Source organism: Nonomuraea sp. NPDC003707, from assembly GCF_053587055.1.
Genome location: NZ_JBSFNK010000007.1, coordinates 218,558 through 244,437, shown reverse-complemented (window position 1 = coordinate 244,437; position 25,880 = coordinate 218,558). Strand labels below are relative to the sequence as shown.

23 protein-coding genes and 3 tRNA genes are annotated in these 25,880 nt (G+C 70.3%); 14 read left to right on the top strand and 12 right to left on the bottom strand.

The features are described 5' to 3' along the window. Nucleotide 1: 1 nt before the first annotated feature. The 4 genes from ACWDRB_RS20710 to ACWDRB_RS20695 are packed head-to-tail and all read right to left on the bottom strand — an operon-like array spanning nt 2 to nt 4,369. Nucleotides 2-1,306, bottom strand: a complete 1,305-nt coding sequence (locus ACWDRB_RS20710; RefSeq protein WP_350727051.1) for an ABC transporter substrate-binding protein — start codon at nt 1,304-1,306, stop codon at nt 2-4. A 14-nt stretch (nt 1,307-1,320) separates the two neighbouring features. Then, the gene (locus tag ACWDRB_RS20705; RefSeq protein WP_364260482.1) at nt 1,321-2,130 is read right to left on the bottom strand and encodes a carbohydrate ABC transporter permease; all 810 of its coding nucleotides are present in this window, start codon (nt 2,128-2,130) and stop codon (nt 1,321-1,323) included. A 14-nt stretch (nt 2,131-2,144) separates the two neighbouring features. Beyond that, nucleotides 2,145-3,071, bottom strand: coding sequence for a carbohydrate ABC transporter permease (locus tag ACWDRB_RS20700; protein ID WP_350727049.1), 927 nt, complete (start codon nt 3,069-3,071; stop codon nt 2,145-2,147). After that, entirely contained in the window at nt 3,068-4,369 is a 1,302-nt protein-coding gene (locus ACWDRB_RS20695; protein WP_449895970.1) for a glycoside hydrolase family 36 protein, read from the bottom strand. The genes ACWDRB_RS20700 and ACWDRB_RS20695 overlap by 4 nt, the downstream gene beginning before the upstream one ends. 166 nt (nt 4,370-4,535) lie before the next feature. On the opposite strand from ACWDRB_RS20695, the gene ACWDRB_RS20690 reads away from it, so the two are divergent. Then, nucleotides 4,536-5,690: an ROK family protein gene (locus ACWDRB_RS20690; RefSeq protein WP_449895968.1), complete on the top strand. Its 1,155-nt coding sequence runs from the start codon at nt 4,536-4,538 to the stop codon at nt 5,688-5,690. A 10-nt stretch (nt 5,691-5,700) separates the two neighbouring features. Here the strand turns inward: ACWDRB_RS20690 and ACWDRB_RS20685 are convergent, their stop codons facing one another. Beyond that, a complete protein-coding gene (locus tag ACWDRB_RS20685; protein WP_449895966.1) occupies nt 5,701-6,597 on the bottom strand; it encodes a helix-turn-helix domain-containing protein in 897 nt (298 codons plus the stop codon). A gap of 56 nt (nt 6,598-6,653) precedes the next feature. Here ACWDRB_RS20685 and ACWDRB_RS20680 point away from each other — a divergent pair, with 56 nt between their 5' ends. Further along, the gene (locus ACWDRB_RS20680; RefSeq protein ID WP_449895964.1) at nt 6,654-7,433 is read left to right on the top strand and encodes a phytanoyl-CoA dioxygenase family protein; all 780 of its coding nucleotides are present in this window, start codon (nt 6,654-6,656) and stop codon (nt 7,431-7,433) included. Nucleotides 7,434-7,454: 21 nt separating this feature from the next. Here the strand turns inward: ACWDRB_RS20680 and dusB are convergent, their stop codons facing one another. After that, nucleotides 7,455-8,567 carry a tRNA dihydrouridine synthase DusB gene (dusB, locus tag ACWDRB_RS20675; protein WP_350727044.1) on the bottom strand — a complete coding sequence of 371 codons (1,113 nt, stop codon included), beginning with the start codon at nt 8,565-8,567 and terminating at the stop codon, nt 7,455-7,457. 241 nt (nt 8,568-8,808) lie between these two features. On the opposite strand from dusB, the gene ACWDRB_RS20670 reads away from it, so the two are divergent. From ACWDRB_RS20670 to ACWDRB_RS20655, 4 genes are all read left to right on the top strand, one after another. Next, nucleotides 8,809-9,444, top strand: coding sequence for an ACT domain-containing protein (locus ACWDRB_RS20670; protein WP_355198235.1), 636 nt, complete (start codon nt 8,809-8,811; stop codon nt 9,442-9,444). Nucleotides 9,445-9,509: 65 nt separating this feature from the next. Beyond that, a tRNA-Gly gene (locus ACWDRB_RS20665) sits at nt 9,510-9,581 on the top strand. 16 nt (nt 9,582-9,597) lie between these two features. Further along, a tRNA-Cys gene (locus ACWDRB_RS20660) sits at nt 9,598-9,671 on the top strand. Between the two features lies 1 nt (nt 9,672). Continuing rightward, nucleotides 9,673-9,747, top strand: a tRNA-Val gene (locus tag ACWDRB_RS20655). Between the two features lie 195 nt (nt 9,748-9,942). Here the strand turns inward: ACWDRB_RS20655 and ACWDRB_RS20650 are convergent. Next, a complete protein-coding gene (locus ACWDRB_RS20650; protein WP_449895961.1) occupies nt 9,943-10,215 on the bottom strand; it encodes a hypothetical protein in 273 nt (90 codons plus the stop codon). A gap of 517 nt (nt 10,216-10,732) precedes the next feature. Here ACWDRB_RS20650 and ACWDRB_RS20645 point away from each other — a divergent pair. Next, a complete protein-coding gene (locus ACWDRB_RS20645) occupies nt 10,733-11,545 on the top strand; it encodes an LLM class flavin-dependent oxidoreductase (RefSeq protein ID WP_449895959.1) in 813 nt (270 codons plus the stop codon). A gap of 35 nt (nt 11,546-11,580) precedes the next feature. Here ACWDRB_RS20645 and ACWDRB_RS20640 read toward each other — a convergent pair whose 3' ends face one another. From ACWDRB_RS20640 to ACWDRB_RS20630, 3 genes are all read right to left on the bottom strand, one after another. Further along, a complete protein-coding gene (locus ACWDRB_RS20640) occupies nt 11,581-13,242 on the bottom strand; it encodes an ABC-F family ATP-binding cassette domain-containing protein (RefSeq protein WP_449895957.1) in 1,662 nt (553 codons plus the stop codon). After that, nucleotides 13,235-14,860, bottom strand: coding sequence for an ABC-F family ATP-binding cassette domain-containing protein (locus tag ACWDRB_RS20635; protein WP_449895955.1), 1,626 nt, complete (start codon nt 14,858-14,860; stop codon nt 13,235-13,237). Before ACWDRB_RS20635 ends, ACWDRB_RS20640 begins: the two co-directional genes overlap by 8 nt. A gap of 259 nt (nt 14,861-15,119) precedes the next feature. Next, nucleotides 15,120-15,626: a nuclear transport factor 2 family protein gene (locus ACWDRB_RS20630; protein ID WP_449895953.1), complete on the bottom strand. Its 507-nt coding sequence runs from the start codon at nt 15,624-15,626 to the stop codon at nt 15,120-15,122. 118 nt (nt 15,627-15,744) lie between these two features. Between ACWDRB_RS20630 and ACWDRB_RS20625 the strand changes: the two genes are divergently transcribed. Further along, nucleotides 15,745-16,185 carry a MarR family winged helix-turn-helix transcriptional regulator gene (locus ACWDRB_RS20625; protein ID WP_449895951.1) on the top strand — a complete coding sequence of 147 codons (441 nt, stop codon included), beginning with the start codon at nt 15,745-15,747 and terminating at the stop codon, nt 16,183-16,185. Nucleotides 16,186-16,511: 326 nt separating this feature from the next. Next, on the top strand, nt 16,512-17,528 hold the full coding sequence (locus tag ACWDRB_RS20620; protein ID WP_449895949.1) for a LacI family DNA-binding transcriptional regulator: 1,017 nt from the start codon (nt 16,512-16,514) through the stop codon (nt 17,526-17,528). 196 nt (nt 17,529-17,724) lie between these two features. On the opposite strand, the gene arfA is transcribed toward ACWDRB_RS20620, so the two are convergent. Further along, a complete protein-coding gene (gene arfA, locus ACWDRB_RS20615; RefSeq protein ID WP_449895947.1) occupies nt 17,725-19,221 on the bottom strand; it encodes an arabinosylfuranosidase ArfA in 1,497 nt (498 codons plus the stop codon). Between the two features lie 207 nt (nt 19,222-19,428). On the opposite strand from arfA, the gene ACWDRB_RS20610 reads away from it, so the two are divergent. The 3 genes from ACWDRB_RS20610 to ACWDRB_RS20600 are packed head-to-tail and all read left to right on the top strand — an operon-like array spanning nt 19,429 to nt 22,527. Next, entirely contained in the window at nt 19,429-20,763 is a 1,335-nt protein-coding gene (locus ACWDRB_RS20610) for an extracellular solute-binding protein (RefSeq protein WP_449895945.1), read from the top strand. Between the two features lie 13 nt (nt 20,764-20,776). Beyond that, nucleotides 20,777-21,697, top strand: coding sequence for a carbohydrate ABC transporter permease (locus ACWDRB_RS20605; RefSeq protein ID WP_449895943.1), 921 nt, complete (start codon nt 20,777-20,779; stop codon nt 21,695-21,697). Next, the gene (locus ACWDRB_RS20600) at nt 21,694-22,527 is read left to right on the top strand and encodes a carbohydrate ABC transporter permease (protein ID WP_350727033.1); all 834 of its coding nucleotides are present in this window, start codon (nt 21,694-21,696) and stop codon (nt 22,525-22,527) included. The genes ACWDRB_RS20605 and ACWDRB_RS20600 overlap by 4 nt, the downstream gene beginning before the upstream one ends. On the opposite strand, the gene ACWDRB_RS20595 is transcribed toward ACWDRB_RS20600, so the two are convergent. Then, the gene (locus ACWDRB_RS20595; protein WP_449895941.1) at nt 22,521-23,711 is read right to left on the bottom strand and encodes a hypothetical protein; all 1,191 of its coding nucleotides are present in this window, start codon (nt 23,709-23,711) and stop codon (nt 22,521-22,523) included. The two genes, ACWDRB_RS20600 and ACWDRB_RS20595, sit on opposite strands and share 7 nt — an antisense overlap. An 89-nt stretch (nt 23,712-23,800) precedes the next feature. Here ACWDRB_RS20595 and ACWDRB_RS20590 point away from each other — a divergent pair, with 89 nt between their 5' ends. Further along, a complete protein-coding gene (locus tag ACWDRB_RS20590) occupies nt 23,801-24,646 on the top strand; it encodes a sulfotransferase family protein (protein ID WP_449895939.1) in 846 nt (281 codons plus the stop codon). After that, nucleotides 24,643-25,833 (top strand): glycosyltransferase family 4 protein, encoded by a 1,191-nt coding sequence (locus ACWDRB_RS20585; protein ID WP_449895935.1) that lies wholly within the window; start codon nt 24,643-24,645, stop codon nt 25,831-25,833. Before ACWDRB_RS20590 ends, ACWDRB_RS20585 begins: the two co-directional genes overlap by 4 nt. Nucleotides 25,834-25,880: the final 47 nt, after the last annotated feature.

Here is a 25,880-nt window from a genome sequence, read left to right as displayed (position 1 = left end):
CTTACTTGACGGTGGCGTTGCCCTCGGCCACGGCCTGGTCGGCGGCGGCCTTGGGGGTGAGCTTGCCGAGGTACATCTCGTTGAAGATCTGGTTGAGCTTGGTCTCGAAGCCGGTGAAGCCGGTGGTGACCGGCAGCGGGAAGGTCGAGCCCGTGGATTCCTGCTCGAAGGGCGCGACGTCGATCTTCTTGGCCTTCCAGTAGTCGACGTAGCCCTGGCTGAGGCCGTTGAGCGCGGGGAAGACGTAGCCGCCGTCGGCCATCATCTTCTGCGGCTCCTGGGTGCCGAGGTATTCGGCCAGCTTCATGGCCTCCTTCGGGTGCTTGCTCTTGGCGTAGACGGCCTCGGCCAGGCCGTTCAGGTTGACGGAGCGGCCCTGCGGCCCCTCGGGCATGGCCGCGACGCCCATCTCGAACGTGGCCTCCGGCGCCACGAACGGCAGCAGCGCGTTGTTGGCGGGGAACATCGCGACCTTGCCCGCCTTGAACATGTCGGTGATCTTGCCGGTGGGCGGGTTCGTCTGGGTGGCGGGCGGGGCGACGTGGTGCTTGTTGACCAGGTCCACGCCGAACTGCAGCGCCTCGACCGACGCCGGGTCGTTGAAGGCGTACTTGCCGAAGGGCTTGTCGACGAGCTTGCCGCCGTTGGAGCTGACCCAGTTCATCCACTGCGTCTGGTAGTGGTTCCAGGAGGCGAAGCCGTACGTCTTGACCTTGGCGGGGTCGAAGCCCGCGTCGCCGGGGTGCTTGCCGGCCTCGTCCACGGTGAGCTTGCGCGCGGTGTCGAGCAGGGTGCCGGTGCCGTCCTTGGCCCAGGTCAGCTTGTCGGGCATCTCGACGCCGGCCTGCTTGAACAGGTCCTTGTTGTAGAGCAGGCCGACGATGCCCCAGTCCTTCGGGACGCCGTACAGCTTGTTCTCGTAGGTGAAGGAGCCGACGACGGTCTGGTGGTACTTCGACGCGTCCACCTGGACCGGCGACAGGACGCCCTTGGTGACGTACTCGGGGAACTGGGTGGGGGTCATCCAGAAGACGTCCGGCGCGGTGCCCGCGACGACGTCGGCGGTGAGCTTCGTCCAGTACTGGTCGTACGGCAGCAGCTCGATGTTGACGTGGATGCCGGGGTTGGCCTTCTCGAAGGCCGCCATGACCTTCTCGTAGCCGACCTTCTGCTGGTCGTCCCAGAGCCGGTACGTCAACGTGACCTGATCGGACCCGCCTCCGCCGCCCGAGCCCGAGCCGCAGGAGGTGAGGGCGAGCAGGGCGGCGCCGAGCAGCGCCCAGCGAATCGGGGGGTTGCGCAACATTCGCTGACCTCTTCTTACTTGAGACCTGTGAGGACCACGGATCTGACGATGTGCTTCTGGAAGAAGATGAAGATGGCCACCATCGGGACCAGCGCGATCAGGCTGCCGGCCATCATGAGGTTGTAGTCGACGCCGATGCCCTGCTTGAGCGTGGCGATGGCCACCGTGATGACCTTGGTGTCGTCGCCGCTCGTGATGATCAGCGGCCAGAGGAAGCTGTTCCAGGACGAGATCACGGTGATGATCGCCAGCGTGCCGAGCGCCGGGCGGCAGAGCGGGAGCATGACGCGCAGCAGGATCGTCAGCGGGCCCGCCCCGTCGATCCGCGCCGCCTCCTCCAGGCCGGCGGGCAGGGTCTTGAAGAACTGCCGCATCAGGAAGATCCCGTACGGGGTGCCGAGCACGTACGGGGCGAGCAGGCCGTACCAGGTGTTGACCAGGTCCAGCTGCCGCATGATCAGGAACAGCGGGATCATGGTGACGGCGCTGGGCACCATCATCGTGGCCACGAACAGCCAGAACAGCGCGTCCCTGCCCCTGAACCGGAGCCGGGCGAACGCGTACGCCGCGAACGTGGTGAACACCAGCTGCCCGGCCGTCAGCAGCGCCGTCATCACGGCCGTGTTGAGCAGGTAGCGGGGGAAGTCGCCGGCCAGCATCTTCGCCAGGTTGTCCGTGGTCGGCGGCAGCCCCGGCAGCCATGGGGCCGTCTCGCTGAGCTGCCCCTGCGTCTTGAACGCGGTCAGGACCACGAGCAGGTACGGGAAGACGGAGACGAACGCACCGATGGCGAGCACGGCGTACAGGAAAATTCGCTTGGCCACGAGTCTCACAGCTCTCAGCTCAGGTCGTAGGTGGTGCGCTTGCCGAAGAACCTGACCTGCGCCATCGTCACCAGGAAGATGATCAGGAAGAGCAGCGTCGACAGCGTGGCCGCGTAGCCGAAGTCGAACTCCTTGAACGCGGTCTGGTAGATCCGGAAGTTCAGCACCTCGGTGGTGTGGCTGGGGCCGCCGTCCGTCATCGCGAACACCGTGTCGAACACCTGGAAGGCGCCGATCAGGTTCGTCACGCTGACGAAGAACATCGTGGGGTTGAGCAGCGGCAGCGTGACCCGCCAGAACCGCTGGGCCGGGGTCGCGCCGTCGGTCTCGGCCGCGTCGTGCAGCTCCTTCGGGATGCCCTGCAGGCCGGCCAGGAAGAACAGCATGTTGTAGCCGGTGTACTGCCAGACGCTGACCAGCGCGACGGCGGGCAGCGCCCACGCGGGGTCGGACAGCCAGTCGGGGCCGGTGACGCCGACGAGCGCGAGCGCGCTGTTGATGGCGCCTTCGCGGGGGTCGAAGATCCAGTTCCAGATCAGGGCGAGGACGATGGGCGTGGCCATCCAGGGGACCACGAAGAGCGAGCGGTAGAACCTGACCCCCTTGACGCGCTGGTTGAGCAGCATGGCGAGGGCCAGGGCGAGCACGGTCTGGAGCGGGATGCACAGCAGTACGTACGCGACCGTCACCCCGAGCGAGTGCCACGCCTGCCCGTCCCCCGCCAGGCGGCGGTAGTTGTCCAGCCCGACGAACTCAGGGGACGAGAGCAGCTCCCAGTCGAAGAGGCTGAGGACGAGCACGATGAGCATCGGCAGCAGGAGGAACGCGATCACCCCGAAGAGGCTGGGAGCGACGAAGAGGTAGGCGTGCCAGCCGCTCCCCCGCCTCTTGGCCACCTTGACGTCCGCCACCAGGCTGCTCCGCGCGATGTGGGTGGTCACGAGGGGTCCGTCGCCGTCGGGACCATGAGGCGCCTGGTCGTCTCCAGGCCCCAGTCGTCCAGCGCCGCGATCGGGTCGCTCGACCCGCGCAGGCCGCCCGTGCCGGCGATGTGCGCGGCCCACTCCTCCCGCGCCTCCACCTCGGGGCGCAGGATGATGCAGTCGGGGTCGTTCACCCACCAGCGGGCGTGCAGGAACTCGCGGGCCGCGCCGGTGAGCCGGGCGCCGAGCTGGGACGGCTGGCTGATGTCGCCGGACTTGGGCTGCAGGGTCGGCGCGATGTCCGGGCTGACCCGCATGACGTCGACCAGGCCGATGCTGGGCAGCATGGGCGCGCCGCACCCGTGCAGGGTGGCGTCCGCGCCCGCGCCCCGGCGGATCAGCTCCAGACCCCGCCGGTACGCGGCGATCGGGTCGAGGTCCTCGTGCCGCCCGCCCGCGAGGGCTCCCGCGTAGATGAAGTCGAGCTTGAAGTGGCTGATCCCCATGGCGCTGAACGTGCGGAAGACGTTCACGAGATGCTCGGCCGCCTCCGGGTTGGTGACGTCGAGCACGGCCAGCTCCTGGTCCCACATGCGCCCGGCGTACGCGTCCCGGACCAGCCAGTCGGGGTGCTCGCGGAAGATCCGGCTGCGGTGGCCGACGAGGAACGGCGCGGTCCAGATCCCGGCCCGCCGCCCGGCGCCCGTGACGGCGTCCACGGCCCGCGCCAGCGAGCCGAACTCCGGTCGCCCCTCCAGCCAGTCGCCGATCTCGGCCTCGTAGCCGTCGTCGACGAGGAACATGTCGGCGCCCAGGCCGAGGCGTTCGGAGCGCTGGAGGTTCTCGATGACGTCGGCGTCGGTGACCTTGTCCCAGTAGCCGTACCAGGTGCACCACATGGGCGGGACGGCTGGGAACGTCCGCTTCTCCGTCATGCTTTCCGCCCAGTCGCGCAGGGCCTGGTCCAGGCCGCCTTCGGCGCGGTGGTGGCGTACCGGGCCGTCGGCGGAGATCACCAGGCGGCCGCCCTCTTCACGCGCCCTGATCGAGGGCACCTGGAGGGGGCTCGGCGCGGACCAGAGCTCGACGGAGCCGTCGCCCGGCTCGACGGCCAGCAGCCCTTCGCCCTGAAACACCCCCCGGGGGATGGGGGTCTCGGGGCGGTAGGCGAGGATCTGGATGGTCTCGTCGGCGGGCCGGGGCGGGGCGTCCGTCAGGCGGTACGCGCCGGTGGGGCTCCACGACTGCCAGCCGTGCTCGAACACCCGCGCCTCGCCAGGGCCGCACCTGATCTCGCCGATGTCTTCGAACGACATCCTCAATCCTCTCGACTTACGAAGGAGCGCTTCATTAGTAGCACCGGCGCTCTGGTGGGGTCAATGACGGATTTTTGCCGCAATAACAGGAGGTGGAGGCGGCGCGTACAGCCGTCAATCGCTGGCATAATCTCTGGTTACAGAGGAGACCTACTTAAGGACGGCGATGGCGGACGTTCGCGGCGGCGACCTGTCCCGGCTGCGGCAGCTCAACTCGCTGACGGCCATCCGGGAGCTGCGCAGGGCGGGGCCGCTCACCCTGTCGGCGCTCGCCGAGCGCACCGGCCTGTCCCGGCCGTCCATGAAGGAGGTCACCGACGAGCTCATGGGCCTGGGCTGGGTGGAGGAGGTGCCGCCGAGCCTCGGCACGATGGGCCGGCCGGCCCGCCGCTACCGCTTCCGCGCCGACAGCGGCTACCTGGTCGGGGTGGACATAGGGGGTCACAACATCCGCGCCGCCCTGTCCGACCTGGACGGCGAGATCCTCGCCGAGACCCGCCAGCCGGTGCTGCCCGACGACCCGATCGAGGAGCGCCTGGCGGCGATCGAACGCGCCGTCTCCGGCTGCCTGGCGCTCAGCCGTACGTCGGTCTCCGACCTGTGGATGATCTCGGTCGGCACGGTCGGCGTGATCGACGTCGAGGGGCGCGTCATCTACTCGGCCGCCGTGCCCGCCTGGCGCGATCTCGACCTCGCGGGCAAGATGCGCGAGATGTTCCCCTGCCAGATCCTCATCGAGAACGACAGCCGCCTGGCCGCCATGGCCGAGACCCGGCGCGGGGTGGCCAAGGGCGCCAGGGACGTGGTGTTCATGCACGTCGGCCGGCGCATGGGAGCCGGGCTGATCATCGGCGGGAAGGTGCACAGGGGGTTCGGGGCGGCGTCCGGGGAGATCTCCATGCTGCCCGAGGCCCGCTGGTACGACCCCGCCGAGCACCTCAACACCTGCCCGTCCCTCCCCGAGGGCACGCCGCCCGAGGACGCGGCCGGCTGGACGCTGGCCGCCGCCCGCAACGGGGACCCGGTGGCGCTCGCCGCCGTCGAACGGTACGTGGACGACCTCGCGGTGGGCACGGCCGCGATGGTGCTCATCCTGGACCCGCAGATGGTGGTGCTGGGCGGCGGCTTCTCCCGCTCGTCCGACGTGCTGCTGGGGCGGCTGCGGGAGCGGTTGGAGCGTACGTGCATGCGGATGCCGGAGGTGCGGGCGTCGACGCTGGGGGACGAGTGCGTGGTGGTGGGGGCCATCGACTACGCGGTCGACCACCTCGACGACCAGCTCTTCACCCCCGACAGAGGCCCCCTCCCGTTCACCCGCTGACACCCTTGGGTCAGGAGGGTGGGCGGCGGCGGGCGCGGTAGTCGCGGGGTGGCAGGCCGTACTCGCGGCTGAAGGCCCGGCTGAAGTGGAACGGGCTGACGAAGCCGGACGCCGCCGCCACCTGTCCCACGTCCAGGTCCGTCACCTCCAGCAGGCTCGCGGCGTGCCGTACCCGCGCCTCGCGGACGGCCTGCATCGGGCTGCGCCCGGTCTCGGCGGCGAACAGGTGGGCGAAGCGGGACGGCGAGAGCGCGACGGCACGAGCGAGCGAGGCGACCGAGTGCGCCGCGCCGGGCTCGGCGGCGATGAGCGCGAGCGCCCGGCGTACCCGCTCGTCGCCCTCGTCCGGCCGCCGCGCCCCCTCGGGCCGGGCGGAGGCGGTGGCCAGGACGATCGCCTCCTCGACGGCCCCCAGCACCAGCTCACGCACCGGCCCCGACAGGACGACGGCGGGCAGCCGCGCCTCGGCGGAAGCCGCCACGGGCGGGTACACGTCGGGCAGGGGCGCGGCCGGTACCCACCGGGCATCCTGGAGCGCGCGCTCGAACGCCAGCCCCATCCGCCCGCGCACGCCCACCGGCACACCCCCGACCAGATGGCACCCGTCACCCCGGGCGAACGGCCCCAGCCAGGCCGCCCACGAGGGCCGGGGCTGGAAGTGCACCCACCAGAACCGCCACCGCTCCGCGCCCGGCAGCACCCGGTAGTACTGCGACACCCCGGACCCGAGCACCGCCAGGTCCCCCGCCCGGACCTCGAACGACGCCCCGCCCTGCGCCACGAACCCCGCCCCCGCCTCCGTCCACAGCAGCAGCCAGCTCGGCGACCCGGCGGGACGGCGGGTGGCGTACCCGGGCGCATTGTCGTAGTGGCCGACGATCGTCAGCTCGGCAGCAGGAACAGACATGTCCTCAGCGGTCACAGGCATACCGTTCCACGATCCCGGTCTCTAGCGTGGGAAACATGAGGCTCAACGACTTCCACGATCAGGGGTACTTGCTGGTGCCCGCTCTCCTCGCCCCTGAAGAGGTGGCCGAGCTGCGCGACGCGTTCATGGCGCTGCACGCCAAGGGGCCGATCCCGGGTCACTTCGCCCCGCAGCCGCAGGAACCCGGCCGGCCGTACGACATCCTCCGTGACTACCCGCGGATCATGCACCCTCACCAGGTGAACGACCTGGCCCTGCGGTATCTGCTCGACACGCGCATCGCCGCGATTCTCCGCGACATCCTAGGAGAGGAGCCGATAGCAGCCCAGAGCATGTTCTACTTCAAGCCGCCGGGCGCCAGGGGCCAGGCGCTGCACCAGGACAACTTCTACCTCCGGGTCGAACCGGGCACGTGCGTGGCCGCATGGGTGGCGCTCGACAAGGTCGACCGGGCCAACGGCGGCCTCGAGGTCGTGCCGGGGACGCACCTCATGGACCTGTTCTGCCCGGAGGAGGCGGACCAGGACATCTCCTTCACCAGGGAGTACGTGCCGCCGCCGCCCGGCCTGACGAAGGTGCCGGTGGACATGGAGCCCGGGGACGTGCTGTTCTTCAACGGCAGCCTGGTGCACGGCTCGGAGCCGAACAGCACGGCCGACCGCTTCAGGCGCAGCTTCATCTGCCATTACGTGGGCCGCTCGGCCGAGCGGATCGCCGAGTACTACCCGACGCTCACGATGTCGGGCGAACCCGTCCGGCTGGAGACGTCCGTGGGCGGCGGCCCCTGCGGCACCGAGATCACCGGCCCCCACTAAGCCGCGTACCCGCAGAAGAGGTCAACCGCCGGAGATGTCGGACTCCGCGTCGCCGTCGGGCATCACGCAGTCCCAGGGGTCGTCCAGCCACCCGTCCGGCAGCAGCACCTTGGTCCGCTCCCCCGACTTCCCGCGAGGCGTGTCGGTGTTCGGCGGCCACGGCTGGTCGTGCTCCAGCTTCGCCAGCCCCTCGCGCAGCCCGTCGAGCGACTCGGCCGTGGCCAGCTCCCGCCGCAGCTCGCTCCCGACCGTGAACCCCTTCAGATACCACCCGACGTGCTTGCGGAAGTCGGCGACCGCGTACCGCTCGATGTCGAAGCACTCGGTCAGCCCTTCGGCGTGCCTGGCCATCACCTCGGCGACCTCGCCGAGCGTGGGCCGGGCCCGCTCCGGGCTGCCGTTGAACGCGTTCTCCAGGTCCTTGAACAGCCACGGCCGCCCCAGGCAGCCCCGCCCGACCACCACGCCGTCGCACCCGGTGCGCGCCACCATGCGCAGGGCGTCGTCGGCGCACCAGATGTCGCCGTTGCCCAGCACGGGGATCTCCGGCACCGCCTCCTTCAGCCGGGCGATGGCCTCCCAGTCGGCCACTCCCCCGTAATGCTGCTTGGCCGTGCGGGCGTGCAGCGCGATCGCCGCGACGCCCTCCTCGGCCGCGATCCGCCCCGCGTCGAGATACGTCAGGTGATCGTCGTCGATCCCCTTGCGCATCTTCATCGTGACGGGCAACGACCCCGCGTTGGCCACCGCCTCCCGCAGGATCCGCCGCAGCAGATTCCTCTTGTACGGCAGCGCGGACCCGCCCCCGCGCCTGGTCACCTTGGGCACCGGGCAGCCGAAGTTCAGGTCGACGTGATCGGCCAGGTCCTCCTCGGCGATCATCTTGACCGCCCGCCCCACGATGTCGGGATCCACCCCGTACAGCTGGATGCTCCTGGGCCGCTCCGACTCCGCGAACCTGATCATCCGCAGCGTCTTCGGGTTACGCTCGACCAGCGCCCGCGTCGTGATCATCTCGCAGACGAACAGGCCCGCGCCCTGCTCCCTGCACAGCACCCGGAACGGCGCGTTCGTGATGCCCGCCATCGGCGCCAGCACCACGGGCGGCCAAACCCCAATCGGCCCAATCTTCACTCCGTCAGTTGTAGCGCAGGTCAGGTCGAAACCGGTATTCGCAAAGGTCACGTTGCCACTCGCGCATCGCTCACACGTTCTACCCGCACAGGCCAAAGCCTGGTAATCTCATGGTCACTCAGGGTGAGTGCCCACGCCTCCCCGCCCAGGTGGGCAACGATCCCAGCCGAGTACGCCTGACGCAGGATGGCTAAGCTGATCAGAGACGTTGTCATTCACATCTTGAGCGGAGAGAGGACGGATGCTTCTTCGCGTACGGGTGGCGCTGCCCGACAAGCCGGGTTCGCTCGCACAGGTGACCAAGGTCCTGGGGGCGTCGGGGGCCGACATCACGCAGGTGACCGTGCTCGACCGGGGCGCCGGCCAGGCCGTTGACGACATCACGGTCTTCTGCGCGGAGAGCACGCCCAGGCAGTCGCTGGTCAAGAGCCTGGAGACGGTGGAGGGCGTGGCGGTCGAGGGCATCTGGACCACGCGGGAGGCCCCGGGCACGTACCCTGAGCTGGAGATTCTCAAGTACATCACCACGGCGGGCGACCGCGCGCTCACCACGCTCGTCGACTCGCTCCCGGTCCTGTTCAGCGCCGACTGGGCCGCCACGACCGCCGAGCGGCGCGTCCTGTACGCCAGCTGGCGCGCCCCGAAGGACCTGATCGTCCCGGAGGAGACCCCGTCCCGCCCGACGGCCGTCACCCTGGAGGAGGGGCTGCACGTCATCCACGCCCCGCTGCCGCCCCTGGCCCTCTCCCTCCTCCTGGCCCGCTCGGAAGGCCCCGCCTTCCACCGCATCGAGGTCCACCGCCTCACCCGCATCCTGGAGATCTTCCTCAGCCTGCCCGCCACCGAACGGAGCGTGGCCCGCCAGCTCCGCAAATAGGCGCACTCCACCGCTACGCGTAACCATCCGGTCGGCGAACGCGCTAGAGTTGTCGAGGCAGCAACGCGGAAGTGGCTCAGTGGTAGAGCATCACCTTGCCAAGGTGAGGGTCGCGGGTTCGAATCCCGTCTTCCGCTCGGAGAGATTCGACTCGGTGGCGTGGCCGAGAGGCGAGGCAGCGGCCTGCAAAGCCGTCCACACGGGTTCAAATCCCGTCGCCACCTCCACGGACGATTAGCTCAGCGGGAGAGCGCTTCCCTGACACGGAAGAGGTCACTGGTTCAATCCCAGTATCGTCCACCAGTTCAAGAGTTGAAGCCCCAGCTCACGGCACATGCCGAGAGTCTGGGGCTTCTTGTTGTCCTCGGTTGATCATGGTTGCTGTCAGCACCGGTGCTGACGTTGTGCTGACGCCCGACTCGCCCCCTGGCCCAGCTTCATCCACTACGATCGCGGCGAAGGTAACAGGTGATGAGGGCTCGAGTCCTTCCATCCCGCTCAGCTCGCTGCCGACTCGACGCTCTGTTGATCGGCCGGAGCGAGCTTGAGGCCCTCACCTTCGACGGCTTCGCCGTTGCCGTCATCCCGTGGCACGAGTGCCCGCGCAAGTTCCGTGACCTTGTCGAACAGGGCGAGAACGAACTCACGCCCCTCCGACCGCCAGATCAGAATGGGCAACGCCGGCGCCATTATGGCGACAACCGGGATGAGGAGAAGAACCAAGAGCGCGCCAAGCGCCACTCGCTGCCAGGTTGCGTTTAGAACGATCATCTGCGATCCCGGTCCACGGTCCGTTGGGTCACTTCCCAGACGCTTGCGCGCCTTTCCCCCCATGACCGCGTGTCCGCCAGCACGGGCATCGCGGATGATCCAACCGCTTCGTCGGCCCTGAGTGACCAGCCAGCCTCCCCGCGGCTCATCACTCTGGATCGCTTCGCCAAAAACACTAACCGTCCGCTCCGAACTGAGCAAGTGCTCCGAAGCGCCATGAGGAGGTAACGCATGGCCGCAGAGGGCCGGCCCCGAAGCAGAACGCGGTTCGCCGCAACAGGCAGCCCAGCGAAGGCCCGCCAACCTGCGCGGCGCTCGCCCGGATTACAGGGATCTGCGCGGAGCCGGCACAGCCGCCAACGCTCCCGCCCATCCGTCCCAGGGACTACAGCGAGTTCGCCATCGAGGCGGCGAGCGCCGAGAACGGCCCCCTGAGCCGGTTACACCTGACGCCGCAGCCCAGGTCGATCAAGATCCGACGCCCTGAAATGTCGGTGCCAAGTGCTTGCATGGGCCCATGCGTTACGGCATCGACATCGCGATCCTCGGTGAGCTCGCAGAGCCATCGCGCTTGGTTCATCTGGCTCGGGAGGCCGAGGCCGCCGGATGGGATGCCGTGGTGGTGTGGGATCACCTTGCCTTCGCCTGGGGGACGCCATCGGCCGACCCGTGGGTGGTGCTGGCCGCCGCGGCCCAGGAAACCTCCCGTGTCCGGTTGGGCACTGCGGTGACCGCCGTGGCCCGGCACCGTCCGGAAACGCTGGCTCACACCGTGGCCACTTTCGATCGGCTGAGCGGCGGCCGGGCGATCCTGGGTGCCGGGCTGGGCGGAGTGACCGCCGAGTTCACCGCGTTCGGCTCGTCCCGGCCCGGTGGGAACGTGCTCGACGAGGCGCTGGAGGTCATCTCCTCGCTCTGGTCCGGCGCCGAGGTGCACCACCGGGGCGCCCACTACACGGTCGACGGGGTACGCCTGTCGCCGTTGCCCCTCCAGCGCCCCCGGGTCCCGGTGTGGGTCGGCGGCTCGGCTCCGGGCGCTCTTCGCCGGGCCGCTCGCTATGACGGGTGGATCATCGGCGGTGACAACCAGGAGTGCCGCATGACGCTGTCGCCGGACTCGCTCGCCGTTCAGGTCGGAGAGGTCCTCCGGCACCGGCCTTCAGCCGCGGGTTTCGACGTGGCGATCATCGGGGTCAGCGAGCCTGGCTCCTCGGTGAAGGCTTACGCCGACGCGGGCGCCACCTGGTGGCTGGAGCACCTCCACGGATATCGGGGCTCCATGGAGCAACTCGTGGAGCGCGTCAAGGCGGGGCCGCCGCACGCGGATTGAGGCCTTTGTCGTTCGCCTCCAGGCCGGTGCCGGCGTCACCTGTCACGATGGTGAAGCCGGACGTGACGGCCCTGCCAGCGCGCCCGCAACCACCGGTCGTGGCTGGCGATCACGATCGCGCCGGGTCCCGCCGAGCCCATCGCCTCCTCCAGTTCGTCGGAGAGGCGGGGCGAGAGGTGGTTCGTGGGCTCGTCGAGCAGGAGCACCTCCGGCGGGTCCGCCACCAGCAGCGCCAGCGCGAGCCGCCGGCGCTGGCCGACGGACAGCTCGCCCACCCGCAGGTCCACGTCCCGCCGGCCGATCAGGCCGAGGGAGCCCAGCGGCACGGACTCGGCGCGCTCCGCTCCCAGTGCCAGCTCGTACGTCTCCCGCACCGTGCGGTCCGGCCGCTCGAACACGGTGTCCTGGGCCAGCAGCCCGACGGTCAGGCCGCGCCACCGCCGCACCTCGCCCTCCGCGTCGAGCCGGCCGGCCAGTACTGCCAGGAGCGTCGACTTGCCCGCCCCGTTCGGCCCGGTGACCAGCAGGCGCTCCCCTGGCGACACGTCGAGCCGGTCGATCGCGAGCCGTCCCGGCACCCGCACGTCCCGCAACGACAGCAGAGGCGTGTCGGGAGCGACGTCCTGCGGTGCGTGGGTGGCCAGGGCGGGAGTGGCGTCGTCCGGCGCGTGGAAGGCCAGGGCAGGAGGGTGGAAGCGGAGTGGCGCCGGTGGGGCGGGGACCTGGTCGCGTTCCAGCTCGGCCAGCCGCCGGGCGGCGTTGCGTACCCTGCGCGAGATCTGGCTCTGCACGCGCCCACCGCGGTGCCCGTACCCCATCTTCTCGTTGTCGCGCCGCAGCCCGTCCAGCGCCACCCGCCGCGCCGTCACCGCGACGGACCGGCGCAGCTCGCAGAGCTCGGCCTGCTCCTCCACGTGCCGCTGCTCCCAGCGCTCCCGCTCGGCCCGCTTCTCGGCCAGGTACGCGCCGTACCCGCCCCCGTACCGGACGGGCCCGTCCACCGCGGGGTCGAGGTCGATCAGGTCTGTGCAGACAGCGTCCAGGAACGCCCGGTCGTGGCTGGCCACGACCACGACCCCGGACATGCCGCGCAGCTGCTCCTCCACGAACATCGCGGCGGCGTCGTCCAGGTGGTTGGTGGGCTCGTCCAGCAGGAGTGCCGCGGGCCGCCTGATGAGCAGCGCCGCCAGGGCCAGCCGCCCGCGCTGCCCGCCCGACAGTGACGCGAGCGCGCGGGAACGCGGCACGCCACCCAGGCCGAGCCGGTCGAGGACGATCTCCGCGCGCCGGTCGGCGTCCCAGGACTCGCGCTGTTGCGCCTGGTCGAGCCGGGCCCCGTACGCTTCGAGCAGAGCGGCGTCATCCGGGGCCCCGGCGAGCGCCCGGGTGAGCCGGTCGAGCTCGGCCAGGTCCGCGCGCGCCTCGCGCAGGGCGTCGTCGAGCACCTCGGCGACCGTGGCATCGCCGTCGAACGGCAGCTCCTGGTGCAGGAAGCCGAGGTCGGCGGGGCGGACGACGGCGCCGGAGTCGGGCTGGTCCACCCCCGCCAGCAGCCGCAGCAGGGTGGACTTGCCCACGCCGTTCTCGCCGATCAGCCCGATCCGGTGGCCGGGGGCGGCGGTGAGGGTGACGCCGTCGAGCACGCGCCGCGTGCCCAGCGTCCGTACGAGGTCGCGGGCGAGCAGCGCGTCACTCACCGGCGGGCCCTCCGGTCTCCAGCAGCCGGCCGCCGGACAGCTCCAGCCGGCGCTCCACCCCGATCTCCGCCAGGAACCGCTCGTCGTGGCTGACCACCACGAACGCCCCCTCGTACGAGCCGAGCGCGCTTTCCAGCTGCCCCACGCTGACCAGGTCGAGGTTGTTGGTGGGCTCGTCGAGCAGCAGGAGCTGGGGAGCCGGATCGGCGCAGAGCACGCAGGCCAGCGTGGCGCGCAGCCGTTCGCCGCCCGACAACACGCCCACCGGCAGGTGCGCGCGGGCGCCGCGGAACAGGAAGCGGGCGAGCAGGTTCATCCGCTCCGCCTCCGGCCTGCGGGGGGCGAACGCGGCCAGGTTCTCGGCCACGGTGCGCTCGACGTCGAGCAGGTCGAGCCGCTGCGACAGGTAGGCGACCCGGCCGTCGGCCCGCCTGGTCGTGCCGCCGTCGGGCGCCAGGTCGCCGCTGATCAGGCGTAGCAGGGTCGACTTGCCCGCGCCGTTGGGGCCGGTCAGCGCGATGCGTTCGGGCCCGCGGACCGTCAGGTCCAAGCCCGGCTCGGCGAACAGGCCACGGGCCTGCAGGTGCTCGCCGTGGAACACCGTGCGCCCGGCGGGCACGTTCGTACCCGGCAGCTCCAGCGTGATCTTCTGGTCGTCGCGCAGCGCCCGCCCGGCCTCGTCGAGCCTGGCCTTGGCGTCGCTGACGCGGGCGGCGTGCATCTGGCCCGCCCGCCCGGCCGACTCCTGGGCGCCCCGCTTCATGTTCCCGGCGAAGATGCGCGGCAACCCGGCGCTCTTGAGGTTGCGGGCGGCGTTGCTCGCCCGGCGGTCGGCGCGCTCGCGGGCCTGTTGCATCTCCCGCTTCTCGCGCTTGAGCTCCTGCTCGGCGCTGCGCACGTTCCGCTCGGCGGCCTCCTGCTCACCGCGTACGGCCTCCTCGTACGCGGTGAAGTCGCCGCCGTAGAAGCGGACCTCGCCCCGGTCGAGCTCGGCGATGCGGTCCATCCGGTCGAGCAGGGCCCGGTCGTGGCTGACCACGAGCAGGCAGCCGTTCCAGTCGCCGAGCACGTCGTAGAGCCGGCGGCGGGCGGCGAGGTCGAGGTTGTTCGTCGGCTCGTCGAGCAGCAGGACGTCGGGCCGCCTGAGCAGCTGCGCGGCCAGGCCGAGCGAGACGACCTGGCCGCCGCTCAGCGTCCGCAACGTGCGGTCGAACACGAGATCGCCGAGCCCCAGCCGGTCGAGCTGGGCGCGGGTGCGCTCCTCGATGTCCCAGTCGTTGCCGATCGTGGTGAAGTGCTCCTCACTGGCGTCGCCCGACTCGATGGCGTCCAGCGCGGCGATCACCGGGGCGATGCCGAGGACCTCGGCCACGGTCAGGTCGCCGGTGAGGGGCAGGCTCTGCGGCAGGTAACCGAGCAGCCCGCTGACGGACACGCTCCCGCCTCCGGGCCGGTACTCGCCGGCGATCAGCTTGAGCAGCGTGCTCTTGCCCGCGCCGTTGGGGGCGACGAGGCCCGTACTGCCGCCGCCCACGGTGAAGGACAGGTCGCTGAAGACGGGCGTGTCGTCAGGCCAGGAGAAGGACAGGCTGGAGCAGATGATGAACGCGTCGGACATGCGAGAAGACCTCGTGAGAGAACGCGGGCGCGCCGAAGCCGCCCGGTAAAGGGGACAGGGGTTCGGGAATGACGACGAGGGCCACATCGGCGGCGGTCATGTGCGCCTGCCGGGGCCGGTCAATCTCCGGTATCACCCGGAGATGTCGTCGTCACCTGCCACGTCTGGTCTCCAAGCTTCTGATCACGAGCGTTTCACACCCTAGCACCCGCTGGGCGCCGGCTACCCCTGGTCCCTTTCGCTCGGGACCGCTCCGCGACTATCCCCTGATCCTCTTCGCCCGGGTCCGGGCCACGGCTTCCGCGACCGCGCCGCGGTTGCCGTCGGCCCAGCCGACGTGCTGGACGATGCGCTCGATGCGCCAGCCGTCCGGGGTGCGGAGCATGTGGTTGGTGTACGAGCCGCGCAGCAGGTAGAAGTCGCCGCCCTCGGACCCTTCGAGGAGGTGCTGCGCGTACATGGCGGAGTGGCAGATCGCCCGGTCGGGATCGTCCGGGTCGAATTCGACGACATGGTTCGGGCTGATGTGCTGTGTGGCGGTGAATCCGTCGAGGGCCTCGCTGATGCGGCGGACGACCTCGTCACGGGCGAAACTTCCGGCCGGGCTGCCCAGTTCGGAGTAGTCGGTGTACACGGGGTCGGTGAAACAGGCGGCGAACAGCTCCCAGTCACGGCGGTCGACGCTGATCGCGTACTTGGTGACCTGCTCGACGATCTCGACGCGGTCTTCGAGCCGGCGGATCCGGGCTCCGAGGTCGGTGGCCATGCGCGTTCTCCCAGCCGTTGAGGGCGGTCTCCGAGTGCTCAACCATACGGTGATGGATTATCCGAAGCAAGACGATATGAGACCAGACCATCCGAGGAACATGCGATAGCATCCGCTCGTGCCCCGAGACAGTGACCGCTCCGTGCCGGCCGAAGACCTGACCTGGCTGGCCCATCGCGCCGCCGAGGCGCTCAAGGAGGCCTTCAACAGGGTGTCGCGCGCGGCCGGCCTCGCCGACCTGCGGGACTGGCTCGTTCTCGCCCTGGTCAGCGACGGCTCGCAACGCACTCAGCTCGAGATCGCCCGCGAGCTCGACATCGACAAGACGACGCTGGTGGCCATCATCGACCGCTTGGAGAAGGACGGCCTGATCATCCGCAACGTCTCCGAACGCGACCGGCGCGTCCGCATTCCGGCGGCCACGCCGAGGGGCGTCGAGGTGAAGAACCAGGTCGCCGTGGCCCGCGACGCGGCCATCAGCGAACGCCTCGCCGCCATCCCGGCTTCCGAGCATGCCAGGTTCCACAGCATGCTGTGGAGCATCGTCGAAGGCGCCTGAAACGGCGCCGTCCCTGAGTGGTGCTCAGCGCAATCTCGTCGGGATCGGGGCGCGCTCCCACGACCCGCCGCGTGACCAGGTGACTTGGGGTGGCGAGCGGGGTATCCGGGCGGGCTCCAGCAGGCCCACCCGGCAACCACGTATAGCGGAGGTTTCCGGGGGTCGAAGGGGCGGCAGGCCTCTGGGAGGCGGTGGCTGGAATCCCGGGTGCGAAGCGGCCCCGTCGTGGAAGGCCGTGCTTTTCTGGAGGCGGGTCGGGCGGTGATAATGGTCCGCGCGTTCGGGGTCGGCGGCTGTTAGCGTTATCGGCAAGGGGGTGAGCCTCCGTGAGATCCAGGGACGGCAGGCCTGCGGTGCTCATGGACGTAGCCGTGCTCGCCGGAGTCTCGGCCATGACCGTGTCGCGCGTGCTCAACGCGCCGGATCGGGTGCGGGCCGAGACCAGGGCGCGCGTGCTCGCCGCCGTGCAGGAGCTCGACTACCGGCCCAACCAGGCCGCGCGCCAGCTCGTCACCGGGCGGTCCGGGGTGCTCGGGGTGGTGAGCATCGACACCACCCTGTACGGGCCCGCCTCCACGCTCTACTGCATCGAGCAGGCCGCCAGGAACGCCGGATTCAACGTGAGCATCGCCAGCCTGCCCTCGCTCAGCCGTAAGTCGATGGAGGAGGGCGTGGAACGGCTGCGCGACCAGGCCGTGGACGGGGTGATCATCGTCGCGCCGCACGAGTCGGCCGCCGACGGGCTGCGGCATCTGCCGGCCGAGATGCCCGTGGTCGCGGTCGACGCCGGGGACGACATCCCCGTGCCCGTGGCCAAGGTGGATCAGCGTACGGGCGCGGCCAGGGCCACCCGGCACCTGCTCAGCCTCGGCCATCGCACGGTGTGGCACGTGGCCGGTCCCGCCGACTGGCTCGACGCGAACGGGCGCATCGAGGGGTGGCGGGGCGTGCTGGAGTCCGCCGACCGGCCGGTGCCCGAGGTGCTGCGGGGTGATTGGAGCTCGCGTTCCGGCTACCAGCTCGGGCAGCAGCTGGCCCGGAATCCCGAGGTCACCGCCGTGTTCGCGGCCAACGACCAGATGGCGCTCGGCGTGCTGCGCGCCCTGCGTGAGGCCGGGCGGCGGGTGCCGGAGGACGTGAGCGTGGCCGGGTTCGACGACATCCCCGAGTCGGCCTACTTCTGGCCGCCGCTGACGACCGTACGCCAGGACTTCCACGAGGTGGGCCGGCATGCCTTCCACTTGCTGCTGGACCGGATGGCGGGAGCGTCGGTCGACGCGCGGCGGCTGGTGGAGCCCGAGCTGGTCGTGAGGGAGAGCACCGCCCCGGCCCCGGAGGCGTAGGAGGCGGCAAGGACCGGAGGTGTACGAGGCGAGGGTCCGCCGGTGAAGTCTGCGGCGTGGTCCCGTGCTCAGCCCGGCGCAGGTGCCGGGCCGAGCATCGGCGGTCAGCCCCGGGAAGGTGCGGGGCCGAGCGCGAGCGGTCCACCCCGCGAAGGTGCCGGGCTGAGCGCCAGTGGTCAGCCCGGTGGGGTGGTGGTTATGGGCGGGCCAGGCGGATCACGTTCCAGGAGACCGGGGGCAGGAGCACGCGGGCCGGGTCCTGCTCCACGTCCGGGTTGGCCCGGGGCGCGATCCGGTCCGGGTCGTCGGCGGTGTTGCGGGCGTAGAAGTCCGGGTCCGTCAGGGTCGTGGCCTCGACGATGCGGGCGCCGCCGAGCGCCCGGGTGTCGATCTCCAGGGAGAGCGGCCCGTCGGTCGAGCGGTTGACGGCGAACAGCGTCGTGCCCTCCTCCGAGTGCGTGGCCACCGCGTGCAGCAGCGGCACCTCGCCGAACTGCGCCGTCTCGTACGACGGCGACACCGGCTCCACCCGCAGCACGTCGCCGGCCGCGAGCCGGGACGCCTGCGCGAAGGGGTGGAAGGTGGTCTGGCGCCACGCCCGCCCGCCGGGCTCGGTCACGATGGGCGCGATGACGTTGACAAGCTGGGCCAGCGACGCGGCCGTGACCCGGTCGCTGTTGCGCAGCAGGGTGATCAGCAGGCCGCCGAAGGCGACGGCGTCGGCCAGGTGGTAGTGGTCCTCCAGCAGCCGCGGCGCGATCGGCCAGTCGGCGGGCGGCGCGGCGTTCTGGAAGCGCGACAGGTACCAGACGTTCCACTCGTCGAAGGAGATGTCGATCCGCTTGCGCGACTTCAGCCTGGCGCCGACGGAGTCGGCGGTGGCCACGACCGAGCGGATGAAGTACTCCATGTCGGTCGAGCAGGCCAGGAAGCTGCCCAGGTCGCCGTCCTTCTCCTCGTAGTACGCGTGGCAGGAGATGTAGTCCACCACGTCGTACGCCTCCTCCAGCACCGTGGCCTCCCACGCGCCGAAGGTCGGCATGCTGGAGCTGGAGCTGCCGCAGGCGACCAGTTCCAGGGACGGGTCCACCATGCGCATGGCGCGGGCGGTCTCGGCGGCGAGCCGGCCGTACTCGTGGGCGGTCTTGTGCCCGGTCTGCCAGGGGCCGTCCATCTCGTTGCCCAGGCACCACATCCTGATCGCGTGCGGCTCCTTGGAGCCGTTGGCGATGCGCTGGTCGGACAGCGCGGTGCCGGACGGGTGGTTGCAGTACTCCAGCAGGTCGAGGGCCGCCTCGATGCCACGGGTGCCGAGGTTGAGCGCCATCATGGGCTCGACGCCGGCCTTGCGGCACCAGCGGACGAACTCGTCCACGCCGACCTCGTTCGTCTCGGTGCTGTGCCAGGCCAGGTCCAACCGGCGGGGGCGCCGATCGACGGGGCCGACGCCGTCCTCCCAGCGGTAGCCGGAGACGAAGTTGCCGCCCGGGTAGCGGACCGTGGACACCCCCAGCTCCCTGGTCAGGTCGAGCACGTCACCGCGGAAGCCGTCCTCGTCGGCGGACGGGTGGCCCGGCTCGTAGATGCCGGTGTAGACGCAGCGCCCGAGGTGTTCGACGAACGTGCCGAAGGTGCGCCGCCGGACGGGGGCGACCTTGAACGCGGGATCGAGCGTGAGTTTTGCCTGGTGCACGGAGAGATCTCCTGGGTTTCGCGGGCGTTACGTGATCCAGATTGTTAGCGATAACAAGGAGGCCGGTCAAGGGGTGCGCCACCAGGTGGCGCTGGTCAGGGAGGGGACTTGACACGCCGGTTGTTACCGCTAACACTCGGGTAACCCCAACGAAACAAACGGCCCCCGACCTCAGCGGAAAGCGACAGCTCGCAGGAAGAGGCCACCGTGCAAGATCCCCCTCACATCTCCCGCCGCCTGCTCCTCGGCGGAAGCCTCGCCCTCGCCGGCGCCGCCGCCACCGGATGCGCCATCCCCGTCGGGCTCGGCTCGTCCCAGACCCGCGTCCAGTACTGGCACTTCCTCGGCGCGAGCGACGGGATCATCATGAACAAGATGGTCCAGGCGTTCGCCAAGGACAACCCGGACATCTTCGTCGAGGAGAACGTGCTCGCCTGGGGCGAGCCGTACTACACGAAGATCGCGATGGCCGGCTCCGGCGGCCGCTCCCCCGATCTGGCCACCTTCCACCTGGCCCGCCTGGCCGGGATGGGCGCGGGGCAGATCCTCGACCCCATCAACGTGAAGCTGCTGGAGGAGGTCGGCCTGCGGGCCGCCGATTTCAGCCCGCCCATCTGGGAGCGTGCCCACCTCGACGGAGTGCTGTACGCGATCCCGTTCGACGCCCACCCGATGGTGCAGTACTACAACACCGACATCTGCGGGAAGGCCGGGCTGCTCGGCCCCGACGGCAAGCTGAAGCCCACGACGGGCGTGGACGAGCTGGTGGCGGCGCTGAACAAGGCCAAGGAGGTGATGGGCGGCAAACCCCCGCTGGCCTACGACGCGCTCGGCATCGGCACCGTGGGCCCCTGGCGCGTGTGGTACTCGCTCTACCCGCAGAGCGGCGGCACGCTGCTGTCGGACGACGGCACCAAGATCGCCATCGACGACGCCAAGGCGCTCGAGGTGCTGCGGTTCATGCGCCGGCTCGGGGAGGAGGGGCTGTGCGACCGGCGCACCGACTACGGGGCTTCGGTGGCCAACTTCACCAACGGCCAGGCCGCGTTCCTGTGGAACGGCGACTGGGAGACCACCGGGCTCAAGGAGCGCAAGACGCCGTTCAGCATGACCCGGTTCCCCAACGTGTTCGGCTCGGGGGCGGCGCAGGCCGACTGCCACTCGTTCGTGCTGCCGCACCAGCGCAACCGCGACCCCGAGGTGGAGCGGGCCACATACCGGTTCATCGCCTACCTGGTCAAGAACAGCGCGGACTGGGCGGTCGCCGGGCACGTGCCCGCGTACCTGCCGGCGCTGGAGGAGCCCGAGTACCTGTCTCTCCAGCCGCAGTCGGAGTACCGCTCGGTCATCACCGACGTCGCGCTCGACCCGCAGGTGTGGTTCGCCGGGTCGGCGTCGCGGCTGTGGCTCGAGTTCGGGCAGGCCTTCTCCCCGGTCATCACCGGGGACCACACGCCGGAGGAGGGCCTGGCCGCGGCCAAGGCGGCGCTCGACCGGCTGCTGTCCGCCCCGAACCCCTTCCCCTCCGAGGAGCGCCAATGAACGAGGAGGGCGCATGACCACCACCGTCGCGGCTCGCGCGACCGCCGCCCCCGTCGCCCAGGCGAAGGTCCGGCGTGGCTGGACGCAGCACGGGCTGCTGTTCGTGGCGCCGTTCCTGCTGATCTACCTGGCCTTCCTGGTCTGGCCGACGGTGCTCGGCTTCCGGATGAGCCTGTCGAGCGTGAACATCGCGGGCGGCAACAACCACCTGGTCGGGTTCGCCAACTACGCCGAGGCGTTCGCCGACCCGCGCATGTGGCACTCGCTGTGGAACACGCTGGCGTTCACCGTGCTGAGCACGGTCCCGCTGGTGCTGCTCGGCCTCGGGTTCGCGCTGCTGGTGCACCATCTGCGGTTCGTGCAGTGGCTGTGGCGGCTGTCGTTCTTCGGGCCGTTCCTGCTGCCGTCCGCCGTCGTGTCGCTGCTGTGGCTGCAGATGATCTACCCGCCCGACTACGGCCTGCTCAACGGCACGCTCGGCACCGACACACTGTGGCTGGGCGACCCGTCGGTCGCCATGTGGTCGATGGTGCTGACCACGGTCTGGTGGACGGTCGGCTTCAACTTCCTGCTCTACCTGGCCGCGCTGCAGTCGATCCCGCAGCACCTGTACGAGGCCGCCGCCATCGACGGCGCCTCGGCCTGGGACAAGCTGCGCTCGATCACCCTGCCGCTGCTCGGCCGCACGACCGCGCTCATCGTGGTGCTGCAGCTGCTGGCGTCGCTGAAGGTGTTCGACCAGATCTACCTGATGACCGCCGGCGGGCCGCAGGACTCCACCAGGCCGATCATCGAGTACGCCTACGACGTCGGCTTCACCGGCTACCGCACCGGCTACGCCTCGGCCGTCTCGTACATCCTGTTCGTCCTGATCGTCATCGTCTCCCTGGCGCAGCTGCGGCTGTTCCGCAAGCGGACGGAGATCTCGTCATGACCAAGCGGTTCAGCTTCAGCCAGCTCGTCCTGCTGGTGGTCGCCCTGGCCCTGGCGGTCGTCTGGCTCGCGCCCATCGCCTGGGCGATCGCCACCTCGCTCAAGCCGGAGACCGAGACCACGAAGGTCCCGCTGCAGTGGTTCGGCAGCGAGATCACGCTGGACTCGTACCGGCTGGTCCTGGGCACCGGCGGCATCGTCAAGTGGGCGATCAACTCGACCGTCACCGCGGTGATCGTCACGTTCCTGACCGTGCTGTTCTCGGCGATGGCGGCTTACGGGTTCGCGCGCACGCAGTTCAAGGGGCAGCGGGTGCTGCTCGCGGTGATCCTGGCCGGGATCATGGTGCCGCCGCACGTGCTGATCGCGCCGCTGTTCGCGGAGATGGTGGCGCTCGGGCTGGTCGACACCTGGTGGGCGATCATCCTGCCGCAGGTGGCGGCGCCGCTGATCGTGTACGTGCTGTTCAAGTTCTTCCAGGACGTGCCGCCGGAGCTGGAGCAGGCGGCCTTCGTGGACGGGGCCGGGCGGTGGCGGGTGTTCTTCACGATCGTGCTGCCGCTGTCGCGCCCGGTGCTGGCCGCCGTGTCGATCTTCACGTTCATCACGACCTGGAACAACTTCCTCTGGCCGTTCCTGGTCTCCACCGACCCGAACACGATGACGCTGCCCGTCGGGCTGGCCAACGTGGTGCAGGGGACGTTCGGGCTGCGGTACGCGCAGATCATGGCCTCGGTCGTGCTGGCCGGGCTGCCGCTGCTTGTGGTGTTCGTGCTCTTCCAGCGGCAGATCGTACGCGGCGTCGCCCACACCGGCCTGGCCGGTCAATGATCCCGCAGGTGCTCCCGCAGGGCGTCCCGGTCGTCCGGGACGCCGTGGGCGCGCAGGACCTCCTGGAGGTTGATCCAGCTCCACGCGTCGTCACTCAAGTCGGCGATGGCCGTGAGGGCGGCCCGCCGTAGCTCCGGCGCGTCCGCGACGGTCTCCAGGAGGTCGCCCGCGATCGGGAAGGCGTCCACGGGCTTCGCGGCCGCCAGGCGGGCGATGAGGGCCTGGGCCCTGGCGGGCGCATCACCGGGCAGGCGTCGCTTGCTGACGCGGGCGGCCAGCGTGGCCAGGTCGCCCTCGGCGTACGGGAGCGGGGTGTCGCCGGTGGCGGTGAGCAGCCGGACGACGGCGTCGCGGGCCTGCGGGGGCGCGTCCTCGCCGTGCAGGTTGACCAGCGCCAGCGCGGCGGCGTCGCGTACGAGGCCGTCGGCGTGGCCGAGCCCGGGCTCGATCGCCCCTGCTGGCACCCCTGCCGACGCCTCTGCCGACGCCTCTGCCGGCCAGGGCAGCAGGGAGAGCGCGAACATCGCCGTCGCGACCGTGACCGGCTCGGCGTCGGCCTCGACGAGGCCAGCGAGCGCGGGCCCGGTGGTGTCCGCCTCCTCGGGGAACCAGCTCACGAGGTACGCCGCGGCCGTTCTGACGTGCGGATCCCCGTCGGCCAGGAGGGCGATCGGCAGGTTCTCCCTGACGGCGTCGTAGGAGGCCAGCATGGCGGCGTCGAACATGCGCTCCAGCTTGTGGTCGTACGTCTGCCGGACGTAGGCCCGGTCCCTGCGGACGGCGTCGTTCGGCGCCTCGGCCACCCACTGCTCGAGGTGGGCGTCGGCCTCCTCCTTGCTCCTGGACTGCACGCCCGCGCTCTCCTCGCGCCAGCGCGCGATGCCGACGCCTTCCGGCAGGTGGCCCTCCTCGTAGCCGAGGGCCAGGGAGGCGAGCAGATGGAGGATCAGCTCGCGGTCGGGCGTGGCGGGGTCGGCGGCCAGGCGGGCCAGGAACGGCACCGCGTGCGGGGTGGCCGGGAAGCGGGTGCCCTGGTGGAAAATGTTGCCGTAGAGCGCCGACATGGCTTTCTGGCGCTCGCCTTCGTCCTCGGACGCGAGCGCCCGAATCTGGCCGGGCACGTCCGTGGCCCGGCCGTAGGCGTGCTTCAGCTTGCCCCAGGAAACGCGATCGAGATCGTCCACGCGCGCGAGCGTATCGGTAAATATCAGATTACGTCCGCCGTTTACCGTTGCCAGGGAATTGCCAGGAACGATGGGTAGTCTCCCTCGGCATGAACTGGCAGCGCAAAATGAACAAAGCGCTGGTCAGGTTCACCGGATTCCAGATCGAACGTGTAGGAAAAGCGGCTCCTCCCCAGCCCGTTCCCGAGATCAGACCGCCCGCGGATCCGGCGACCGACCGGTTGCTCGACTCCCCCGTGTTCCTCCTGTCCCCCGTGCGGTCCGGTTCGACGCTCCTGCGCGCGATTCTGAACGCCCACTCCGCCCTGCACGCCCCTCACGAGCTGCACGTACGCCGCCTCCGTGTGCAGTTCGACACGAGCCTGGCGGCCAAGGCGATGGCGGCCCTCGGGCACAACCAGGCCGATCTGGAGCATCTGCTGTGGGACCGCGTCCTGCACCGGGAGCTGGTACGCAGCGGCAAACGGTTCATCGTGGACAAGACCCCCGCGAACGCCTTCGCCTACCACCGCATCGCCGCCTGCTGGCCCGACGCGCGCTTCGTCTTCCTGCTCCGCCACCCCGCCTCGATCGCCGCGTCCTGGCATGAGGCCAGCCCCGACAGGCGTACCCCCGAGGAGGCCGCGCTGGACGCGCTGCGGTACATGAAGGCCGTCGAGCGGGCCAGGTCAGCCCTGCCCGGCCTGACCGTCAGGTACGAGGAGCTGAGCGCCGACCCGGAGAAGGTGACCCGCGAGATCTGCGAGTTCCTGGGCCTGGAGTGGGAAGCGGGGATGCTCGCGTACGGGGAGCAGTCCGTCCTGGAGAAGGGCCTCGGGGACTGGCGCGACAAGATCCGCTCCGGCGCCGTGCAGCCCGCGCGGGAGCTCCCCTCCGCGGACCAGGTCCCGGACGCGCTGAAACCCATGTGCCGGACCTGGGGGTACCTCACGTGAAGATCCGCTACCTCATGCTGCACGCGTACGGCATGGGCGGCACCATCCGCACCGTCGTCAACCAGGCCAACGCGATGGCCGCCGCGGGCCACGACGTCGAGCTGGTCAGCCTGGTGCGGCGGCGCGACACCCCCCAGTTCGCGCTCGACCCGCGGGTCGGGATCACCGCGCTGGTGGACCAGCGCGGCGGCAGGGTGCCGGACTCGTTCGGGCGCCGGGCCTGGCGAAAGGTACGCGGCAAGATCGTGCCGAGGGGCGAGTTCGCGGCCGACTACTTCACCGAGCGGGTGGAGTGGGCGGCGATGGAGTACGTCTCCGGCCTGCGCGACGGCGTCCTCGTGACCACCAGGCCCGCCCTGAACCTGATCGCCGCCCGCCGCGCCGCCAAGGAAGTCGTCAGGGTCGCCCAGGAGCACATGAACCTGTCGGCGTACCCCGACACCATCCGCAGGGAGATCGCCCGCCACTACGGCCGGTTCGACGCGGTCACCGTGCTGACGCGCACCAACCGCCTCGAGTACCAGCGCCTGCTGCCCTCGACCCCCATCGTGCAGATCCCGAACGCGGTCCATCAGGCCGACCAGGAACGTTCCCAACAGGTCAATCCCGTCGTGGTCGCGGCCGGGCGGCTGGTGCCGCAGAAGGGGTTCGACCTGCTCATCACGGCCTTCGCGCAGGTGGTGCGGGAACATCCGGAATGGCGATTGCGCATCTTCGGCACCGGGCCGCGCAAGGGCCAGTTGCAGGGGCTCATCGACGGGTTCGGGCTGGGCGAGCACGTGTCGCTGGCCGGGCGCACCGACCGGCTGGACAGGGAGCTGGCGGAGTCCTCCGTGTACGCGCTGAGCTCCCGGTTCGAGGGCCTGCCGATGGTGATGATCGAGGCCATGACGCACGCGCTGCCCGTGGTCGCCTTCGACTGCCCGACCGGCCCCCGGGACGTGCTGACGGACGGGGTGGACGGCGTGCTCGTGCCGCCGCGGGACGTGGACGCGCTGGCCGCCGCGCTGAGCCGGGTCATGGGTGACCGGGAGCTGCGGGTGCGGATGGGGAAGGCGGCGCACAAAGCGTCGCGTGCGTACGCGCCTGAATTGGTGATGCCATTGTGGGAGGATTTGTTCTCGGAGTTGCTGGCGGGTGAGCGCGTGGCCGACAACTTCTGGACGTCCGGGAAAAGATTTACCTGACAGATTCCTTCGGCATGGCCGGGCTTTCCGCTCCCTTTGTCACGAAA

Bases quoted from the DNA above. Each gene is read 5' to 3' on its own strand.
- ACWDRB_RS20645 (WP_449895959.1), top strand. From the start codon at position 10,733: ATGCGTTACGGCATCGACATCGCGATCCTCGGTGAGCTCGCAGAGCCA.
- ACWDRB_RS20670 (WP_355198235.1), top strand. From the start codon at position 8,809: ATGCTTCTTCGCGTACGGGTGGCGCTGCCCGACAAGCCGGGTTCGCTC.
- ACWDRB_RS20630 (WP_449895953.1), bottom strand. From the start codon at position 15,626: ATGGCCACCGACCTCGGAGCCCGGATCCGCCGGCTCGAAGACCGCGTC.
- ACWDRB_RS20680 (WP_449895964.1), top strand. From the start codon at position 6,654: ATGAGGCTCAACGACTTCCACGATCAGGGGTACTTGCTGGTGCCCGCT.
- ACWDRB_RS20695 (WP_449895970.1), bottom strand. From the start codon at position 4,369: ATGTCGTTCGAAGACATCGGCGAGATCAGGTGCGGCCCTGGCGAGGCG.
- ACWDRB_RS20710 (WP_350727051.1), bottom strand. From the start codon at position 1,306: ATGTTGCGCAACCCCCCGATTCGCTGGGCGCTGCTCGGCGCCGCCCTG.
- ACWDRB_RS20650 (WP_449895961.1), bottom strand. From the start codon at position 10,215: ATGATCGTTCTAAACGCAACCTGGCAGCGAGTGGCGCTTGGCGCGCTC.
- ACWDRB_RS20600 (WP_350727033.1), top strand. From the start codon at position 21,694: ATGACCAAGCGGTTCAGCTTCAGCCAGCTCGTCCTGCTGGTGGTCGCC.
- ACWDRB_RS20590 (WP_449895939.1), top strand. From the start codon at position 23,801: ATGAACTGGCAGCGCAAAATGAACAAAGCGCTGGTCAGGTTCACCGGA.
- ACWDRB_RS20635 (WP_449895955.1), bottom strand. From the start codon at position 14,860: ATGTCCGACGCGTTCATCATCTGCTCCAGCCTGTCCTTCTCCTGGCCT.
- ACWDRB_RS20690 (WP_449895968.1), top strand. From the start codon at position 4,536: ATGGCGGACGTTCGCGGCGGCGACCTGTCCCGGCTGCGGCAGCTCAAC.
- ACWDRB_RS20685 (WP_449895966.1), bottom strand. From the start codon at position 6,597: ATGTCTGTTCCTGCTGCCGAGCTGACGATCGTCGGCCACTACGACAAT.
- ACWDRB_RS20605 (WP_449895943.1), top strand. From the start codon at position 20,777: ATGACCACCACCGTCGCGGCTCGCGCGACCGCCGCCCCCGTCGCCCAG.